Here is a 16,782-nt window from a genome sequence, read left to right on the forward strand (position 1 = left end):
CGAGGTGCTCGAAGTCAGGCTCCCGGTGGCCCGCTCGATCATCCCATTGCCCTACGGTGCGCTGGGTGAACCAGGGATTCGGCTTCGAAACGGGCCAATACCGAGACCGATATTGGAAACCATCGAGTACAAGGCCACATCGGCGTGCCCCAACGAATGGGCGGGATGGGTAACCTGGGATAACGAGCAACAGTGCTACGAATTGATCGAGCCGACGATCCTCAGCGTCGGATCGGGGCATGTGTCGTATCGCAATCGGATACCCCGCCACGCCGTGCTCGTTCTGGACCTGCATTCGCACGGACTTCATCCCGCGTACTTCTCCGAAACCGACGATCTATCCGACCAACAAGGGTTTTACGTGGCCGGCGTGATCGGCCACTGCCAGGGGCCAAAAAGCTACGCGTCCCGAATGAACGTGAACGGACATTTCTTCGATGGCGTGGATTTCAGGTCGCTTTTCGCATGACAGAAAGGCGAAAGGCGTTATTCATTCAGCACAGAACGAATGGACGGGCACGATGAGTCAAACGCACTTTAATTTTTATACCCCGACGGACTGGTTGGATAAACGCGTGAAAATCGCGTTGATCGGTGTCGGTGGCACCGGGTCGGAAGTGCTGACCAGTTTAGCTCGCATCGATTATGCGATTCGCGAATTAGGCCATGAAGGCTTCCACGTCACCGCGTGGGACGGCGATCGGGTCGAGCGGCCCAATATCGGCCGGCAAGCGTTCTACCCGGCCGATTTGGGCCATAACAAGGCGGTATTAACCATCCAGCGGATTAATTTTTTGTACGGCCAGGATTGGGTCGGTATCCCGGACATGTTTGGTATCGGATGCGATAAGCCGGAAGCTTTCGATCTAGTAATTACCTGCGTGGACGTGGCGCAATTTAGAGCCGATTTGAGCCAAGCGTGCCGTTCGAAATATTGCCGAACGCTTTGGTTGGATACCGGGAATGGGTCGCACACCGGGCAAGTGATATTAGGTCGCTTATCGCATCACGCCGAGAATCCCATCACGTTGCCCTCCGTATTCGATTTTCACCCGGAATTGGAGGGCATGGAGGATCACAACACGCCGTCTTGCAGTATGGAAGAAGCATTAGCCAGCCAAGAATTACCGATCAACCGGGCGATCGCCAATGTGGCGATGCAATTAATATGGGGCTTGGTCAGACAAGGTGGATTAAACTGGCAAGGAGCTTATCTTGATATTACAAAAGGCTCGCAGATACCGATTAATATCGTCTAATTCTTTCTCGGACAATGACTATGAACCGGTTTTATCGTATAGTATGATGCTCGTTTATTCCATGAATAAAGATTCTAATGTGCGATATTTATATGGAACGCCACGATGAGGCATCGAATGTCCATCGATTCTATACCTTGACGGTTTCGCCCGGTATTTTTGACAATTGGTCGTTGGTGCGTGAATGGGGACGAATTGGATCACCAGGAACCGTGCGCTCTAACTGGTATCGTTCGGAAGAGGAAGCGGTTACTGCTAAAAATGAGTTACTCAGCGCAAAACAAAAAAGAGGCTATTTATTAGTGGGAATATTTTGCTAGGCTTTTTCCGCTTTGAAAGGATTGTGGCAATATGCAATCTGTTTTTTTAACTGTTATCGATCTAAGGAAATGTAATGTCTGTGTCTGAACTTGAAAGTAAATCGGAAGCTGAATTAACCCGTCTTATTCAAGACGCGAATCAAGAACTCCAAGCGAGAATCAATGGGAAGCGTAAGGACGTGATTCGCCAAATTCGCGCGTTAGCCGACTCCATCCAGGTCACCGTGGAATTGATCGAGATTTCCGGCAAGGGTTCGATCGCCAGCAACAGTAAGGTCGCGGCCAAATACCGTAACCCGGCCAATGCCGCTCAAACCTGGACCGGTCGCGGCGTGGCGCCAAAATGGATGCAGGCATTGCTGGAGGCCGGGCGGGACAAAGCAGAGTTTGCGATATGAGATATCCGGTCAATGCGCGGTGCAATGGGTCCCGATACGCGTAAAGATCGACGTATGACCAGGCGCCGCACGTTCTTGGTGTCGATCGGCGTGATCGTCTGGCTGGGTCTAAACGGCTGCACGTCGCATATTACGCTAAAACCCGATGCCGACGATAAGGCAAAGAATTACGCGGCCTGCCGGGAACGAGCCGATAGCCTGTATGCGGTGACCCCGAGGTATCCGACCCATAGCCGCTATCCTTGGCGGACCTATTCGCCGTATACACCGGGGTTTCGGTTCAATATGGGGGATAACCTGGACGACGGCGATCTGGATGTTGCCGCCGTTGGGAAATTGCCCTGTTTTCGGCAGTCGCCGCCCGCCGGCGTCGTACTCGACGAACGCATCTGGGGGCAGATTCTGAGAGAACGCGAGTTTTTGACGACCGGCGAATATTTTCAAATGCGCGCTCTGTGCGGCGATCGGCACCAGTTTCTCGATGAATGTCCGGAATATCAAATCCGGGCGGATTTGTGCCAAGAAAAAGGCCGCAATTGCAAGCTTGACATGACCGATCTCACCGACGAAAACCGGAAAATTGCGATGAATGCCTATTTGCGGAGCTTGCTCATTAGAACCTTGCGCAAGGAAGGGCGCATCGATGATAAAGGCCACATCATTCGCGGTAATAGGCCAAATTACCTTCAATGAATAGAGATAAGGACTGATGAATCAGAATATAAATTCTAAACTGAAAAGAGTCGCGCCGATTTCTTTGATAGTTGCCATATTGTTCGCCATGCGCTATGGCTGGACGATATTGCCCAGTATAACCCTGCTGCCATCGGTATTGGTATTGAGCCTAGGCAACTAGCAGGCTGGCGATTTTGATGCACGCCTTGTGCTGTCATCGATAATCCTTGCCTCAGACGGAACTTCCCGTTTTAAAATCGGTACAGGTCGGCTGTCCATCGCTACCGATTTGCCATTGCGCAGGATATTCCTCGTCTTCGATCTGGTATAGAAATGTCTTGCCAGGAATTGTGCAATGCGTTTCCAATTGACACCGCCAACAATTTCCGACATGAATAGATCCCCTTCCGTCCCGTTGCTGGGACGGTATTTCTGGCCTGCATCTTCTTTTAGTATTTCAGCTTGATAGTCCGGAAACATCGATACCTCACGTTGACCAACGGTTTAACACCCAGTGAATTTCCTTGAAATTAATCTTGTGGCCTGGAATGAAGCTTTCGGTCTGCCCCGACTGCGCCAGGCCGGACGAACCAATGTCGCCAATGCCTTGCAATCGCATGTTTTCTCGAGCAACCTCGAAGCCATCGGTATAGCGCACCAGAATCTCCAGGCGCTTTAACGAGTCCGGCTCAATGTCCTTGGGTAAATACAAATCGCAGCGGCCGAACCCGCCGGCCCTGGCCACCCGGCCGCGAATTTGATGCAAGGTATTGAGGCCAAGCCGTTCCGGATGCACGATGACCACGTGGCGTAGTCGTGGTAAATCGATACCGGTCTCGATCGCCGTGGTGCTGATAAGCAGGTCGGCGTCGTTGTCCCGCATCGCCTGCACGGCATTCAGTTTGTCTTGATCCGACAAACGGCCGTGGATATAGCGCACGCGACCTGGAAAAACCGCATCCCATAGTGTAAAGGCTCCTTCGGCCGATTTACGGTCTTTGACCCACTCCGTTGACGACTCTGCCAAGGGGTAGACGACCAGGGCTTGATGGCCAGTCTGGATAGTACGCTTAAGGGATTCGAACAGCGGTATGCGGTGCGCTTTGGTTAGTAATCGGGTTTTAATGGTTTTATCGACATGGGGCCTGGTTAAGCAGGAAACGGCCATGCCGGCAAAGGCCACTAACGCCGCCGTTCGCGGAATACAGGTCGCCGTGCAGTTAAGAAAATGGGTGTGCTCGCCAATAAGTGACCGAATTTGAGCGAGCCCGAACTTCTGCGATTCGTCGCAAACCAGAAAATTGATTTGCTTATTCGGCGGCAGACGATGCATGAGTGCTGTGGTACCTACCATAAAGCGAGCTACGGATGCCGTTTGCGCTTGGTTACCGAGGATCAAGGCCGGTTCGAGATCCGGCCACCACCCAGCAATGGCTTGTTGCGTTTGCACGGCGAGCGGCTGATTCGGGCATAACCAGGCTACCGTGCCGCCGGATCGAAAAACCGCGGCCGCGGCGGCCGCGGCCACATAGGTTTTTCCGAAGCCCACGTCGGCGGACAACAAGCGGTTCATCGGGGTGTTCGAACACAAGTCTCGGCAAATATCCTCGACCACTGCTTGCTGCTCCGGTGTGGGCGTTAGGGTTGTTTCCGAGAACAATTTAGCGGGCAACGCCGGGGCGATCGGTATGGCCGCATGTCCATTCACTGGCCGTTGTGCTTCACGTTTCGCACGACTCAATACATGGCCTGTCGCCACCAGCTTGAGCAATTGAATCGCTTTGCCGCCTAATTCCACCGTCGCTGGCTGATGGATGGCAGTTAACAAGGCGGAAAGCCTACTATCCCCATTGCCGTTGAGTACCAAGCCGATTTTTTCCGATTCTTCGGCCACGCTCCAATTCAGATCCTCCAACAGCTTTTGAGCACAGGCCGGTATCGCCTCCGGCAACAGGGTTTGCATCGTCTCGAATACCCTAGCGGAATGGATGACGCGAGGTTTTCCTGGATAAACCGGTATCACCCGGCCCAATTGGGTTTCATCCACCCATTCGGGATTTTTGAGTTGCGGTCGACCCGAAAAAAAACTCATCGTTCCGGTCATGGCCACAGTGCTATGTTGCTTGTCGGCCAAAATGGGTAGTAGGTCTTTCGTCCGACCGAAAAAGGTGGCCTGTACCGTTAAGCCTGATGTGTCGACCAAGGTAACAATCATGCGATTCGGAACGCTATCCCGCACGACGCGATACTCCGTTAATACGCCACGAACCACACAAAACCGCCCTTCTAACCAGACGCGAAATTGTTCGACAATGGCTGAATCGCGCAGATCGATATAGTGTTTAGGCAGTAATAATGGTAATTGCCAAAACTCCAAAATACCGAGCGTATTTAATTTACCGAGTGGTGTCGCGTTCATAGAGAATAATGCCCTGCTAAAACATAACTCAATCTTCTCACGACTTAGCAAGATTGCAACGGCTAGTTTTTGATGTTCCCTTTTTACGTGACGGACAAAAACTTTGTAGTGAACGTTCAGAATCATTAACCATACCGATCCTTGTTTTTATTCTCTATTGCCTATTGCATATTCACAGAACGCTATTAATTTAATCGCAAAACTGGCGTAGTCGTAGTCAGTTGATTCACTCCACCCTTATCTTTTTAGCGAGCGTACCATGACTTCAAACAATCCGTTGGTCGAAGAAAAACACTTTCCATTTTATTCAGGGCCAGGCGTGGCTTTTATCACTCTGTCGACGAACGATCTGTGCTTTCAAATCCTGTATTGCACCTACATGCTAACGAATCACCCCGTGACCACGAGTTACCATACTTTGCAAATTCGATTAGTGAAATGTTTTATTGGCGAAGTGAACGCTAGCGAACCGATTGCTGAGTTTGTTTCATTATTGGATGGATTTGAAGGGGCGAAATCCATCGTGCATTCCTTGATAAACAGCCAGCAGATATCCCCATAATACGCGGTTGCATTATTGAGATGCCGTATTAGATTGAATTCATCATTTAGAAAACTAAGGATAATTAAATGACTTCGCCTTCAAGCCTTGAAAAAACGATGACCGATCGATTGAATGAAATGGTCGAATCGCGTTTCGAGTTGATTAAACACGCGCAATTTTTGTCTATTTTAGGCATTGATAATAAAACAACATCACCTTATTACATTGGTCATTGTATAGAGTCTGTCGCTGAACAAGCGATTAATGAGCTATGCCAGAAACTCACGCGGCAACACGCCAAAGGAACCCCCGCGAGAATTCATGTTGAGACTGGCCTCTACAAAGTGATTGCATAATTGCACGAACTTGCACACCCAAGTGCACGCCATCTGCACACCTAAGTGCATCACTTGCACACCCTCGGCCTGATGGGTGCGCAAGTAATGGGGTTTAGGCCGTTACGCCGTGTTTTTACCTCTCAGCTTCCGCATCGATTCGCCCTTGAGTTCTATCGGATGGGCTCGATGGACGATCCGATCCAGAATCGCGTCGGCAACAGTGGCGTCTTCGAACAATTCGTACCATTTATTAGTCGGATATTGACTGGTAAGAATCAAGGAGCCGACCATCGATTGCTGATCCAGGATTTCTAAAAGTATCGGCCCTAATTGAGCGGGTACGCCGCCAATGCCGACATCGTCGATGATTAACAACGATGCGCTGATTAATTGACGTCGCAGTTTGGGCAAACTGCCGTCGGCCATTCCCACGGTTAAATTCTCAAATAAGCGGGTTGCGGTCATATAGAGCGTACTTAACCCTCGCCGGCAGGCTTGTTGACCAAAGGCACACGCGATCCAGCTTTTGCCGGTGCCGGTCGTACCGGTCAGAATCAGGTTTTGCTTTTGCCGCATCCATTCACCGGTCGCCAAGGTTTGTATTTGCAAAGGGTCCAGACTACGTTGATTGCGGTAATCGATGTCTTCGAGTACCGCCTGGGGATAGCGGAGCTTGGCGTTTTTCAATAGTCGTTCGATCTTGCGGGCGTCTTTACTGAATAGCTCCTGCTCGATCAATAGACCCAGACGTTGCTCAAAAGGCATGGCTGTATATTTTGGTTCGGACTGCTGCTTGTCCAAGGCCGCAGCCATGCCGTGCAGACCAAGCTGAGCGAGTTTATGAGGTATGGTTCCAGCGATGATCATAGCGGTGCCTCCGGTGTGGTGGTGAAATAATCGGCGCCACGTAAGTTCTCATGCTCAATCACCTTTACGGTTGTCACCGTGGACAAGCGACTATCGGCATTGGTACGAATAATCCCCCTTAGCCGGTCAAAACCCAGGCAATTCAACCGTAGTGCATGGGTACAAGCTGACTCAATGCGCCCCTGCCAGTTGTCTTTCTGGGCTTCTCGCCTTAGTAATTGCGCGGCTTTCAGACGGCTGGCAAAGTGGCGCTTGTCTTCCAAGCTACGTTGCAGAAACGTCACGGTAGACGGGCCGAGGGATTGCGCCCAGGTTTGTAATCCTTCCAGTGTCCCTTCGCGAAACAAACGATGGTTGGGCGGCATATGCTCGTCCAAGGTGGTTCGGCCTGGGCCAATTTGGCGGATATGCGATGCTACTAGCTGGCGTTGGTAGTAGACGTGAACAAACTCGTCGTTGGCCCGAATATCGACGTGTTGATGGGCGTAGGTATCCCGCTATCCGACCGGCTTGATAGTCTACCTGTGCCACGATACAACAAGTGCTTGTATAAATGTAACCAGTACTGGAAGTGGCTCTACTTCAAGCTTCAATGGACGTCTTGCGAACAAAAAAATGATTTATGCGTTCGGAGTCGCAGGTTCTGGCTCGGTATCTCCGCCTGCTTATGGTCAAGTCGATCAGGTCATTGTGAACTACGAATATTAAGTATGACATAACCGCCTTTATATTTTTAAATATAAAGGCGGTTTTTAGAATCATCATGTAAATTTTAAATATTGGCTATATTTATCAAGGCCCGTTTTTAATTGGTAATCTTCCGGCAAATTTTTATTAAACTGCATAATCTTGTTAAATATATCTGCGTCACTAGCTCCACTGCCTTTCATTTCAGTATAAATCTGAATTCGCTGGTCCCTAATTTTATCTGCTTCATTTTCAAAGCTCTTGACGTGTTGAGTATATGCGGACATGGCCGATGTGTCACTTAGGCTAGGCAAATCATTTAAATCTACAAGCTCAAAATCTCTAGAGTATGTATATACGCTAGCCATCTCCTTTGCAAATTCTGGGTCACTATTTACTCGATCAAAGATAAGCTTAACGCCATCTGATGTTGTGGCATTTGAGTCGTTTAAAGCCTTATATGCGGAGCCACTTATTTGCACGCTATCACCGCTACTCGCAGTATTACCAGCGACGATATTGTTGGCCGAGTTAGATTGATAATTGCGGGCAACGGATGAGGTGCCGTAAGTCGGGTGCGTATTCGATGTCGTGTTTACAAACATGCTCTATCTCCTTATTAAACCTGTAATTCAAACATTCAAAATCAGTTTTTAAATTAGCAGCATGATTTGTGCCAGCGAATTTTGACAGTTTTATGGCGTTCTGATGGCTGTTTTCGGCATCGGCTTGCCGCCAGTTAAGGCTAGCATCAATATTAAGCGGCAATGTTTTGCCGTATTGCCGGCCCGACTTTCGGGCTCTAAATTTTTAACATTCCGAGCTTCGTCAATTGCCAAATTTCACGCGTTGGCGTCGATCTGTGAGCCAACTCTTAACGACGTTATGGCATTGTCCAGATTGTAGAGTGTGTGAAGCACATTGCCTAAAAAGCGCCTGGCGTCGTCCCAGCCTTGTTCGCCACTGTCGATCGCGCGGTTAACGAGGGCATAGCGCCTTTCGTATTCTTTGATGGCATCGATCGGCTTATCAGGATTCAAATCGTATTGGTCATCGTTGACCGTCAATACCAGAAATTCCCCGGTGGCATTGTCGGAAATCTCGCCGTTGAAATTCAAATAACCGCCCAACACGGCGAGGTCATGCGGCGAAATATTGTGCAAATCCACGTTCGCCAGTTTTTGTTTCAGTTCATCCGGTTTCAAGGCTATTTGTATGACGTCAAACCGCTGGCCGATTGGCGTGCTATCAGCGGTTTTGAATCGATTTTGCCAAGGCATGGGATCGACTTTTTCCAAGAAACGATAGTGATGTTGGGATGAATTTGGACCAATCTGCATTTACACTCCTTAAACCGGTTTGAGGTTTGAGCACAACGCTTAGGAAACCTTCTGCCGTCTGAACAGTTGTCGGCCGGAGTGAAGAATATTTGAGTAAAAATAATTGGCTGATCCGTTAGCCTGGCCTGGATGCCTCGTGGCTGCAAATTCTTGTCGGTTGTGGGGTTGCTTTGCCTTAATGTGCTTACGCCAGCAACCTTTTCATATCGCTAAAAAATGCCTTGTCACGTGCATATTGATCGGAGGGTGTCGAGGCTTTGGCGTATTCCAGCCAGGCCAGAAATTTATCAACGCCCTCGCGGTAGCTGTCGATTTGATCAGTAGGAGCCAAGGCTTTGCTGGTTTGGTCGTTGACGTTGATCCCATACAGCATGATATGCATCTGAAGCTGATATGTCATCATGTCGCCTTCATCCATGTTTTGCGTCGCCGTTAACCACGCTTGCTTGACTTGTTCCGGCGCGTCGAGCGGCGGAAAGGTGATGGTTTTACCCGCGCCGACTTCCTGAATGCCATCGTGATTGAAATCGACCTGATAACCTTCCGGCAGCAACAGATTGTAAGCGCCTTCCTTACTCATCGTTGAGGCGTCGAAGGGCTCGGCCAGACAATGCGCGCGCTGTACCACGCCTTGTTCTTGCGGCGTCAGGCTTTGCAAAAACGCGACCGGATTTTCCATGCCGCCTTGGCTATAGGCGCGATTTAAAATGGCGGCGTAAGCGGTCTGATCGTTGGCACTGGTGCCGCGCACTGCAGCCATTTCGGTGTAAGTCAAGCCCATGACATCCGCCATGGTGGTGGTTGCGTTTTGTGTAGCGGCGTCCGACGACGAGCCGGTTGGCGGGGCGGATTGGTATCGCGCATAGGCAGCTTTAAAGTCGGTGAAAAAATTCGCGTCCGGACTTTGAATCAAATGGCGCTGTTGGATGGCGTTTGGCATGGTGTTATTGACGATTTGAATATTCATGGCTTATTCCTTGCAGATGGCAGACTGCTATAAAAATGGGCGGTGGCGTTTGAATAAACTGGGAAAGCGCAAGTCAGCCGGCTGCTGCCGGCCACATCATCATGGCCCGGAATCGGGCCGGCTGTTGCGCTTGCAAGTCGTACAAGCGATTGACGATTTCACCGGCGCTAACGCCAGTCGCCTTGGCTGAATCGTACAACTTAACCGCCGCTTGCCGGTATTGGCTGGCCTGCTCTGTGAAGTAGGCTTTGCTTTCTTCGGTGACCAGTTCACCACTGGTGTAATGCAGCGGATCGTTCGGCGAGGCCCCCAAGCTAATCAAACCACCACCGCCTTGCCCGTCCAATAGCGGTTCGTGTGCCAGAGCGTAGGCAAATTGTTCGAAGTCGCTGGAATGGGGATTCGCCAAAGCGGCGTTGCGCAGAAAGTTTTGTCCGGCGGTTTTTTCTGTCATGAGTTGCTGGAACGTGGCGTTTGCTTGAGTGTCGGTGTTGGCTGTCAACGCTCGCCGGCCGGCGTCGCTGATGCTGACAGTGTCTTGCGTAGCGGTTTGGCTTCGCGGGCCATTATGCGTTTGCACGGTCCGCTGGGCGTTGAATGAGGTGTAATTGAACGAAAAATGGTTGGCTAAGGCTTGAATGGTAGATGTCATGGGCGTCTCCTGTGACAAATCGGCTTGCTCAAACGTGATGCAATGCCCATGCCATCTAGTGTTCGCCATGATTACCGGCGCACAGCGAGATTCCCAATGCCCGAGAAACTAAAAAACGGCAAGAATTTGCCGGAAGCCGCGTTAAAACATCTGGGCGGCAGCTTAAACTAAACCCGCGTGTCGATAGCCATCGTTTCGGCAAGCAATTTTGCTACCTCGGAAGGTTCGATAGCCGGATTTTGCTGCATCTTAGCGATTCCGGATAAGCGCGACATCTGCTCGATGAGGTTAAGACTAGCGTCGGCCGAATGCAGTAATGCCAGTTGATAGGCTGCCATGATTTGTTTGCGCTCGGTTTTACTCAGATGCTGCCACGGTTGATCGGAGGCATTGTTTGGGACGTTGGCCCCGGCGTCCCATTTGGCGCCTTGATAGGGATGATCGATACGGTACAAGGCTTGAACCAAGCCTGGGTCGGACGGGATAAACGATTGCCTCGCTTTATCGGTCGATTGGCTATTTTGCGAGGTCAGCGCGGGAATGAATTTTTCCAATGCTTCAAAGCTAACGGCGTGCGTCAAACCACTGATTTGCGGGTTCAGCAAATAGGCCAAAAAACCTTTGTCGATGTCGGTGGATTCTATTGAGGGATTGGTCAATATCCGTTTGACCTGCTCAGCGTCTTGAGGATTGTATTTGCCTACCCAAGGATTACCTTCCGCGTCATAGATACCTGATTGGCCGGCGATCTCCCCGGTGTTATTACCCGTCGCCTGTAGGAAGCGGTAGTTTGCCAAATCAAACGCAAAATTATCGACTTGTTCCAAATCCATGCCGCTGGACTGCGCATACTCGTAGGCGCGTTCCATCAGCTTTCTGTCCGACTGCGTAAGGAAACTGGCGGAATTACCGCTCAGGTTATTGGTCGTAAACACCGTCGCGACCTCGGGGGTGGCGTTCGGATCACTAGTGTGGAATAACCTCGACAAAAGCATTGCATGCCCGCTAAAAGTCGCCGTGTCAGTGGTGCTTTTGGATGAAGCCGAACTGTTGTTGCCTTGTTTTTCAGTCGGTTGCGAAGCACTTCGTTTCTGCGAAATGGCCGAAGGAGATGCTGCAGTGTTCGATACATTAATGCTGGTCATATACATTTCTCCAATTTCGAGAAAAACTCTAACTACATAGTTTAGCGGCAACAGGTTCTTTTTTTAAATACGTCAACAAAGGCGATACGCAAAAAATACGCATCGCCTGTACACAAATTAATAATGATAATTGACCGTAACGGAGTCGGTTCTTGAGTTTGCTGTTGCGGGGTATCGTCGACATAAGACTATTGACAGGCGTATTGGCATTTTCCTGACGCAGTGGGTCAGCAGGGTGTGCAAGTTGGCGCAGTTGGTGTGCAACTTATAGCATTGTAATCGTGCAACTAATGCTGCCAAGGGTGTGCAAGTGGAAGGTTTTTTCGCAGCCGACTAAAACGAAGCGCGGCTGGCGGTTATTCCCGGCCGAAAAACCGCGCGTGTGGACAGTGGGCCGGCAGATCGGCGATCAGTTGCGGGCGGTTAATCATTCCGTCAACGACTGCGGCCGGTCTGTTAAAGCTCATTTACGCAAAGGCCACTGGCACGGGTTTTGGAGTGGGCCGCGCGATGGCGAGCGGCGGTTCAATTACAAATGGTTGATGCCGATGGTGGTTGGGGTAGTGATGCAGACGGAGTAAAGCGCGTTGTAAATAGACGCAGCGCGGATTAATATGCCTTATAGGCGTTATCAATGCCTGCCGCCGACAAGGCGAATCATCTTTGGGTGAATGATCTTCTTATCAATCTTGGTTTGCCTTTCAACTGCGGCTACCGGAAGTCGGCACCGATAACCCGCATGTTAAAGGAAACTGCAATGAAACATATCCATACGACTGCCACGGTTATTCGTAAGATTAAAACATTCGCTGAAATTCATGGAAACGAAGCGAAAGCGAAGTGATGAATTTTAGTCCCCGATAGGCGTAGTGCTGGGCGGGTTTTCGCAGAAAACCTGCAAGGCATCGCGACACACCGTTAAGTCATGCGAGAGCCGATGTTTCGATCCCCTTGTTGGGTCGAAACGAGGTGACGCGGACGAATCGGGGCCGCCGAAGGCAATCACCGTGACGGTGGAGTCCTGATTTTCGTCCCATGGATGGGCGAAAATCTTTACGGACGGAAGCCGTCACTCGCCGGGGCAAAAAAAATCAAAGCTGAGAAAGATTCAGCTAGCCGCCGGACTTGATCTGGCAGCAAAAGAATCCGGATACGAGGGTGATGGCAACGCGTACGGTGCCGATCGCGGCCGGCACCGTACGCGTTGAAATGGTCGACAAAACCCGGACATGTAGGTAAGTACTTATAAAGCTGCATACTGGAGCCGTGCGAAGTTTTAGGAAATCCCTCTACCCTTTTTTGCATCCGCGTGGAATATGCCAGGACGCGGTCGGCTTGTCGTGTTTGGCGTAGGCGGCGACCGGGAGGGTTTCACCTATGAGCTGTTCCAAATTGCCGACCGAGATCAAGTATTGATCCAAATTGCTCTTGGTAGCCGCTGGGCTATTCGGCACCACCCAAGCAACGACTCGTTGATCTTGATCGCTGCCACGGATAATCACTTTCCAAAAGGCGTCCGGCGTTTTGACGCCGTGTGATCTCAAAAAATAGTCGTCGGCGGGGTTATTCCCCCAAATCACGCCGCCAATGACGTGCAGGTCTTCGAGGTCGCGGTAACACTCGATGATTTCCTCGGTTCGCTCCCAGGCGCCTCGGTTCATCTGCGCCACTTGGGGCAAGATATTGGTCATGTAGTTCGATTGCCGGAGGGCCTCTTCGGAACCGTCAAGATGGTTGGCCGGCACTTGATGGCCCCGGTCGTAGCCGTGACCATAAGCGGCGGCGCTGAACTGCTGGCATTCTTTGGGGACAGCCGGATCGAGCGTAAAGTCTTTCGCGCGCGGTAGATCACCGCTGTCTTTGCTCGCGATGTACTCGAAGCGAACCGGGCCGCGCTGCTGGCAGTCGAGCCAGACCGTAAAACCCTGATAGTCAAGCTTCAACAGGTCGCGGGCGATCGTGGGCGCTTCGGTCGGACTGACGGCGCTGGATTCGGCAGGACTGGATGCCGATGGCGACAAGATCGGTTCGCTGACCGCCGGTGCCGGTGCGGTGGCGGGCTTGGCCCGCTCAGGATGGCAATGATATTCGCCGGTCTTGCGCTCGGTGTGGCAGCCTTCGGCGTTGACTTTGCCGGGGTGGGCCTTGCCGGACATAGGGAGCGCCGCGAGTATTGCCAGCAGAAGTAAAGCGTGAGCGGTAAGTCGGTCCGTCATGGCGGCAGCTCCTGGTCTAAGTTATCGGCAATGAACAATCGGCAGTTCCCGCCAAGACGTGGTGTATCGTGGCGACAAGCAGTGTGCTCTAGGTTTCCAGTTCTGGTCGATCCAGGCGGCGGCCACCGCAATGCCTTTAGGGTAGCGCCGATTGATGGCGTCGACGGTTTGCATCACGCGTCCATCGGCCTTGCCCGCGCCGGCCCGATCGTCAAACAGGTCCAATTGATTTGGCGCTAACGCGGGTGAAATGTCGCCGAGTTGCACGCCGCACTTGTAGTAGCCAAAACCTGAATGGTAGACGCTGGACAGCAAGCTTTCAACCGTAGCCAGTATCACCCGAGTGTCGCTAGCGGGAAAGACCAGGCAGCGGCTGGCCTGACGTTGATACTGCGGTTCGTGCAGGGCAAAGCCGTTGGTGCGGATAAACACCGACACTTGACCAGCAACCGATTGTTGTTGGCGCAGTTTCTCACAGGCTCGGCTAGTGAACTCGGCCATCGCAGCGTGCAACTCGGCATAAGAAGTCAACCGCCTGCCGAAGGTGCGTGAGCAAACAATTTGCTGCTTGGCGGGCGCCACAGTCTCCAGATCCAGACAACTGATACCATTCAATTCCATAATGGTTCTGGCCATGACGATGCTGAAACGTTGCTGCATTTTCTGCGGCGATTGCCGGGCGAAATCCCAAACCGTCCGAATGCCTAGACCATTGAGTTGCTGGGCGAGCTGCCGACCGATGCCCCACACCTCATCGACCGGCACGATCTTCATCAGCTTTTCGCGTCGGTCCGGATCGGACAGATTCACGACGCCACCGGTTTTCGGCCATTTCTTCGCGGCGAAATTGGCCAACTTCGCCAGGGTCTTGGTGGGTCCCAGGCCGACACAGACTGGAATGCCGACCTGACGCTGTACCGAGCGCTTGATCTGTTGGGCGTAAGCGATCGGGTCATGACGGCCGGGATACAGGTCGGTGAAGTCCAGAAAGGCCTCGTCAATCTACACTTCCAGTGTCGGCGAGTGGGTTTCCAGCACTGACATCACCCGCGCTGACAGATCGGCATACAGGCTATAATTGGAGGAGCACAGTTGAATCCGATGCCGATCAATCAGTTCGCGCACTTGAAATACCGGCACGCCCATCTTGATACCCAAGGCTTTGACTTCATGGCTGCGCGCGACAATGCAGCCGTCGTTGTTGCTGAGTACCGCCACCGGCCGCCCAAGCAAATCGGGCCGAAATACCCGCTCGCAGGAGACATAGAAATTATTGCAATCGACCAGGGCGATCAGTTTTGAGCGGTTCGCCGCTGTCATCTCAAACTGGATGAATGACGCTGGTGACTACCCCCCAAATCACCAGCTCCAGTTCGTCCGACAGGATTAAATCGGGGTAATCCGGATTCTCGGCGCGCAACCGCCAGTGTTCTTGTTCGAAAACCAGACGTTTAACCGTCAGCTCGCCGTTCAACGCGCAGATCACAATCTTGCCCGACACCGCCTCCACGGAGCGATCCACTACCAGAATATCATTGGGATGAATGCCGGCACCGAGCATCGAGTCGCCTTGAGCCCGCACAAAGAAGGTCGCCGCCGGTTTTTGGATCAGCAACTCGTTCAGATCGAGGGTTTTATCGACGTAATCGGCCGCCGGCGACGGGAAGCCCGCCGATACCTTGCCGGCGAACAGCGGCAAGCGTAGCGCCGACAACCATCTATTGGGTCGAAAGAATCCCACCGGTGCCGCCGAGATTGGATCAGCGGCGATAGCGGGCTTGAATGGAACTGACGGATGGGACATCATGGCAAGTTGACGGAGACAAGGGGCGGATAGTCTACCGTCGAAACCGGAATTGTTCTATATTTGTTCTCATCTTGTTTCAGAGCCTATTCCCATGTGTGGCCGTTACAGCTTGACCGCAACAAGCGAAGCACTAGCCGAGCATTTCCAGGTGCTGAAGTCGATTCGCACGCAACCCCGTTACAACATTCCGCCCGGCCAGAAAATTCTGAATATCGTCGAGCGCGCCGACGGTACGCGCAAAGCCGTGAATTTGTGGTGGGGTTTGGTACCGCCTTGGGCCAAGGATCGCAAGATCGGCTGGAAATTGAGCAACGCCCGCCGGGAGACCCTCACTGAAAAGCCGGCCTTTCGGGAAGCCGTAAAACACCAACGGTGTTTGATTCCCGCCGATGGCTATTATGAATGGCAAAAGCGAGCTGACGGCATGCAAGCTTTTCACATACATCGCGCAGATCGCGGCTTGTTCGCCTTTGCCGGGCTGTGGGAGCAGTGGCAATCAGGTCCGGAGGCTTTGTATTCCTGCACCATCATTACCACCGCCGCCAACGTCCGGATGCAAACCGTTCACGAACGCATGCCGGTGATTATTCCGCCCGATCAATATCATGCCTGGTTGGACAAAGCCGCCGGAGCCGACACGGTATTGTCGTTACTCGAAAACGATGCTTATGCCGACATCACCCTGACAGCGGTCAGCGATTGGGTCAATAAACCCCAGCATGATGATGCAAAATGTATTGAACCTTCTGCTGAACAAAATGCGAACCATTAGCCTGGAAGTAATCACTGAATTTTCTGGCTACAATGGTCTCGTGTAATCTAAACTTAGGCTGATTTAATTGATATCAAAATCTAGGTTGAAAATTAATCAAAGGTTCCCTAACACCAATACTACACGATTTACGAATACACAAAAAACATAAATAATGCCACTGAGTATAATTCAAACATGATTGGAATATAGCTTAATGGATAAGGCCACCCAGGAAAATGCGGAAATATTAAACACAAGATCAACGTTTCTGCTATTAACGTAACATAGCCAAAAATAAAACACCTACCACATCTCTCATCATACCAAACGGACAGAATAAACATCTCACAGATTAAAACCAAATACCCAAGCAGACAGGGCCACGCTGATAAAT

Annotated in this window: 23 protein-coding genes and 1 pseudogene; 11 read left to right on the forward strand and 13 right to left on the reverse strand. The window is 51.4% G+C overall.

Annotated features, from left to right (window positions below):
* The 5 genes from AC3B8H_RS09865 to AC3B8H_RS09885 form a co-directional block, all read left to right on the forward strand.
* Window positions 1-469, forward strand: a 469-nt coding sequence (locus tag AC3B8H_RS09865) for a PRTRC system protein A (RefSeq protein ID WP_488441420.1), incomplete at its 5' end; no start/stop codon positions are given.
* 52 nt (window positions 470-521) lie between these two features.
* The gene (locus AC3B8H_RS09870) at window positions 522-1,259 is read left to right on the forward strand and encodes a PRTRC system ThiF family protein (RefSeq protein ID WP_281020257.1); all 738 of its coding nucleotides are present in this window, start codon (window positions 522-524) and stop codon (window positions 1,257-1,259) included.
* Between the two features lie 92 nt (window positions 1,260-1,351).
* On the forward strand, window positions 1,352-1,579 hold the full coding sequence (locus AC3B8H_RS09875; protein WP_281020256.1) for a WGR domain-containing protein: 228 nt from the start codon (window positions 1,352-1,354) through the stop codon (window positions 1,577-1,579).
* A 74-nt stretch (window positions 1,580-1,653) separates the two neighbouring features.
* Window positions 1,654-1,977, forward strand: a complete 324-nt coding sequence (locus AC3B8H_RS09880; protein ID WP_281020255.1) for an H-NS histone family protein — start codon at window positions 1,654-1,656, stop codon at window positions 1,975-1,977.
* 54 nt (window positions 1,978-2,031) lie between these two features.
* Window positions 2,032-2,670, forward strand: a complete 639-nt coding sequence (locus AC3B8H_RS09885; protein ID WP_281020254.1) for a hypothetical protein — start codon at window positions 2,032-2,034, stop codon at window positions 2,668-2,670.
* Window positions 2,671-2,829: 159 nt separating this feature from the next.
* On the opposite strand, the gene AC3B8H_RS09890 is transcribed toward AC3B8H_RS09885, so the two are convergent.
* On the reverse strand, window positions 2,830-3,132 hold the full coding sequence (locus AC3B8H_RS09890) for a hypothetical protein (protein ID WP_488441421.1): 303 nt from the start codon (window positions 3,130-3,132) through the stop codon (window positions 2,830-2,832).
* Between the two features lie 7 nt (window positions 3,133-3,139).
* Window positions 3,140-5,197 (reverse strand): helicase-related protein, encoded by a 2,058-nt coding sequence (locus AC3B8H_RS09895; protein WP_488441422.1) that lies wholly within the window; start codon window positions 5,195-5,197, stop codon window positions 3,140-3,142.
* A gap of 133 nt (window positions 5,198-5,330) precedes the next feature.
* Here AC3B8H_RS09895 and AC3B8H_RS09900 point away from each other — a divergent pair, with 133 nt between their 5' ends.
* On the forward strand, window positions 5,331-5,633 hold the full coding sequence (locus tag AC3B8H_RS09900; RefSeq protein ID WP_488441423.1) for a hypothetical protein: 303 nt from the start codon (window positions 5,331-5,333) through the stop codon (window positions 5,631-5,633).
* Window positions 5,634-5,701: 68 nt separating this feature from the next.
* A complete protein-coding gene (locus AC3B8H_RS09905) occupies window positions 5,702-5,971 on the forward strand; it encodes a hypothetical protein (protein ID WP_488441424.1) in 270 nt (89 codons plus the stop codon).
* A 102-nt stretch (window positions 5,972-6,073) separates the two neighbouring features.
* Here the strand turns inward: AC3B8H_RS09905 and istB are convergent, their stop codons facing one another.
* Both istB and AC3B8H_RS09915 read right to left on the reverse strand, forming a co-directional pair.
* Window positions 6,074-6,820 carry an IS21-like element helper ATPase IstB gene (gene istB / locus AC3B8H_RS09910; protein WP_427551919.1) on the reverse strand — a complete coding sequence of 249 codons (747 nt, stop codon included), beginning with the start codon at window positions 6,818-6,820 and terminating at the stop codon, window positions 6,074-6,076.
* Window positions 6,817-7,197, reverse strand: a complete 381-nt coding sequence (locus AC3B8H_RS09915; protein ID WP_427551920.1) for a hypothetical protein — start codon at window positions 7,195-7,197, stop codon at window positions 6,817-6,819. The genes istB and AC3B8H_RS09915 overlap by 4 nt, the downstream gene beginning before the upstream one ends.
* A 133-nt stretch (window positions 7,198-7,330) precedes the next feature.
* On the opposite strand from AC3B8H_RS09915, the gene AC3B8H_RS09920 reads away from it, so the two are divergent.
* Window positions 7,331-7,528 (forward strand): flagellar protein FlhE, encoded by a 198-nt coding sequence (locus AC3B8H_RS09920; RefSeq protein WP_427551921.1) that lies wholly within the window; start codon window positions 7,331-7,333, stop codon window positions 7,526-7,528.
* Between the two features lie 53 nt (window positions 7,529-7,581).
* Here AC3B8H_RS09920 and AC3B8H_RS09925 read toward each other — a convergent pair whose 3' ends face one another.
* The 5 genes from AC3B8H_RS09925 to AC3B8H_RS09945 form a co-directional block, all read right to left on the reverse strand.
* Window positions 7,582-8,112, reverse strand: coding sequence for a hypothetical protein (locus AC3B8H_RS09925; RefSeq protein WP_427551922.1), 531 nt, complete (start codon window positions 8,110-8,112; stop codon window positions 7,582-7,584).
* Window positions 8,113-8,349: 237 nt separating this feature from the next.
* Window positions 8,350-8,712 (reverse strand): hypothetical protein, encoded by a 363-nt coding sequence (locus AC3B8H_RS09930; protein WP_488441425.1) that lies wholly within the window; start codon window positions 8,710-8,712, stop codon window positions 8,350-8,352.
* A 319-nt stretch (window positions 8,713-9,031) separates the two neighbouring features.
* A complete protein-coding gene (locus AC3B8H_RS09935) occupies window positions 9,032-9,814 on the reverse strand; it encodes a hypothetical protein (protein ID WP_488441426.1) in 783 nt (260 codons plus the stop codon).
* 73 nt (window positions 9,815-9,887) lie between these two features.
* Window positions 9,888-10,466: a hypothetical protein gene (locus tag AC3B8H_RS09940; RefSeq protein ID WP_427551925.1), complete on the reverse strand. Its 579-nt coding sequence runs from the start codon at window positions 10,464-10,466 to the stop codon at window positions 9,888-9,890.
* Between the two features lie 167 nt (window positions 10,467-10,633).
* The gene (locus tag AC3B8H_RS09945) at window positions 10,634-11,611 is read right to left on the reverse strand and encodes a hypothetical protein (protein WP_488441427.1); all 978 of its coding nucleotides are present in this window, start codon (window positions 11,609-11,611) and stop codon (window positions 10,634-10,636) included.
* A gap of 290 nt (window positions 11,612-11,901) precedes the next feature.
* On the opposite strand from AC3B8H_RS09945, the gene AC3B8H_RS09950 reads away from it, so the two are divergent.
* Window positions 11,902-12,192 (forward strand): AcrVA2 family anti-CRISPR protein, encoded by a 291-nt coding sequence (locus AC3B8H_RS09950; protein ID WP_488441431.1) that lies wholly within the window; start codon window positions 11,902-11,904, stop codon window positions 12,190-12,192.
* 53 nt (window positions 12,193-12,245) lie between these two features.
* On the forward strand, window positions 12,246-12,455 hold the full coding sequence (locus AC3B8H_RS09955) for a hypothetical protein (RefSeq protein ID WP_488441428.1): 210 nt from the start codon (window positions 12,246-12,248) through the stop codon (window positions 12,453-12,455).
* Between the two features lie 445 nt (window positions 12,456-12,900).
* Here AC3B8H_RS09955 and AC3B8H_RS09960 read toward each other — a convergent pair whose 3' ends face one another.
* The 4 genes and pseudogenes from AC3B8H_RS09960 to AC3B8H_RS09975 form a co-directional block, all read right to left on the reverse strand.
* Complete coding sequence (locus tag AC3B8H_RS09960; RefSeq protein ID WP_427501748.1) at window positions 12,901-13,827, reverse strand: DNA/RNA non-specific endonuclease; 927 nt, start codon at window positions 13,825-13,827, stop codon at window positions 12,901-12,903.
* Between the two features lie 21 nt (window positions 13,828-13,848).
* A complete protein-coding gene (locus AC3B8H_RS09965) occupies window positions 13,849-14,682 on the reverse strand; it encodes a DinB/UmuC family translesion DNA polymerase (RefSeq protein ID WP_488441432.1) in 834 nt (277 codons plus the stop codon).
* A 6-nt stretch (window positions 14,683-14,688) separates the two neighbouring features.
* Window positions 14,689-15,147: pseudogene (locus tag AC3B8H_RS09970) on the reverse strand (Y-family DNA polymerase); the annotation flags it as partial.
* Between the two features lies 1 nt (window position 15,148).
* The gene (locus AC3B8H_RS09975) at window positions 15,149-15,541 is read right to left on the reverse strand and encodes a LexA family protein (protein WP_488441429.1); all 393 of its coding nucleotides are present in this window, start codon (window positions 15,539-15,541) and stop codon (window positions 15,149-15,151) included.
* Window positions 15,542-15,725: 184 nt separating this feature from the next.
* Between AC3B8H_RS09975 and AC3B8H_RS09980 the strand changes: the two genes are divergently transcribed.
* Window positions 15,726-16,406, forward strand: coding sequence for an SOS response-associated peptidase (locus AC3B8H_RS09980; RefSeq protein WP_488441430.1), 681 nt, complete (start codon window positions 15,726-15,728; stop codon window positions 16,404-16,406).
* The last annotated feature ends 376 nt before the right edge of the window (window positions 16,407-16,782 follow it).

Source organism: Methylomonas sp. BG-2, assembly GCF_057766305.1.

Excerpts from the sequence above, each read along its gene's own strand:
- istB (WP_427551919.1), bottom strand. The coding sequence starts at position 6,820 with ATGATCATCGCTGGAACCATACCTCATAAACTCGCTCAGCTTGGTCTG.
- AC3B8H_RS09900 (WP_488441423.1), top strand. The coding sequence starts at position 5,331 with ATGACTTCAAACAATCCGTTGGTCGAAGAAAAACACTTTCCATTTTAT.
- AC3B8H_RS09895 (WP_488441422.1), bottom strand. The coding sequence starts at position 5,197 with ATGATTCTGAACGTTCACTACAAAGTTTTTGTCCGTCACGTAAAAAGG.
- AC3B8H_RS09940 (WP_427551925.1), bottom strand. The coding sequence starts at position 10,466 with ATGACATCTACCATTCAAGCCTTAGCCAACCATTTTTCGTTCAATTAC.
- AC3B8H_RS09950 (WP_488441431.1), top strand. The coding sequence starts at position 11,902 with ATGCTGCCAAGGGTGTGCAAGTGGAAGGTTTTTTCGCAGCCGACTAAA.
- AC3B8H_RS09875 (WP_281020256.1), top strand. The coding sequence starts at position 1,352 with ATGGAACGCCACGATGAGGCATCGAATGTCCATCGATTCTATACCTTG.
- AC3B8H_RS09925 (WP_427551922.1), bottom strand. The coding sequence starts at position 8,112 with ATGTTTGTAAACACGACATCGAATACGCACCCGACTTACGGCACCTCA.
- AC3B8H_RS09980 (WP_488441430.1), top strand. The coding sequence starts at position 15,726 with ATGTGTGGCCGTTACAGCTTGACCGCAACAAGCGAAGCACTAGCCGAG.
- AC3B8H_RS09870 (WP_281020257.1), top strand. The coding sequence starts at position 522 with ATGAGTCAAACGCACTTTAATTTTTATACCCCGACGGACTGGTTGGAT.
- AC3B8H_RS09880 (WP_281020255.1), top strand. The coding sequence starts at position 1,654 with ATGTCTGTGTCTGAACTTGAAAGTAAATCGGAAGCTGAATTAACCCGT.
- AC3B8H_RS09955 (WP_488441428.1), top strand. The coding sequence starts at position 12,246 with ATGCCTGCCGCCGACAAGGCGAATCATCTTTGGGTGAATGATCTTCTT.
- AC3B8H_RS09935 (WP_488441426.1), bottom strand. The coding sequence starts at position 9,814 with ATGAATATTCAAATCGTCAATAACACCATGCCAAACGCCATCCAACAG.
- AC3B8H_RS09960 (WP_427501748.1), bottom strand. The coding sequence starts at position 13,827 with ATGACGGACCGACTTACCGCTCACGCTTTACTTCTGCTGGCAATACTC.
- AC3B8H_RS09905 (WP_488441424.1), top strand. The coding sequence starts at position 5,702 with ATGACTTCGCCTTCAAGCCTTGAAAAAACGATGACCGATCGATTGAAT.
- AC3B8H_RS09885 (WP_281020254.1), top strand. The coding sequence starts at position 2,032 with ATGACCAGGCGCCGCACGTTCTTGGTGTCGATCGGCGTGATCGTCTGG.
- AC3B8H_RS09890 (WP_488441421.1), bottom strand. The coding sequence starts at position 3,132 with ATGTTTCCGGACTATCAAGCTGAAATACTAAAAGAAGATGCAGGCCAG.
- AC3B8H_RS09945 (WP_488441427.1), bottom strand. The coding sequence starts at position 11,611 with ATGACCAGCATTAATGTATCGAACACTGCAGCATCTCCTTCGGCCATT.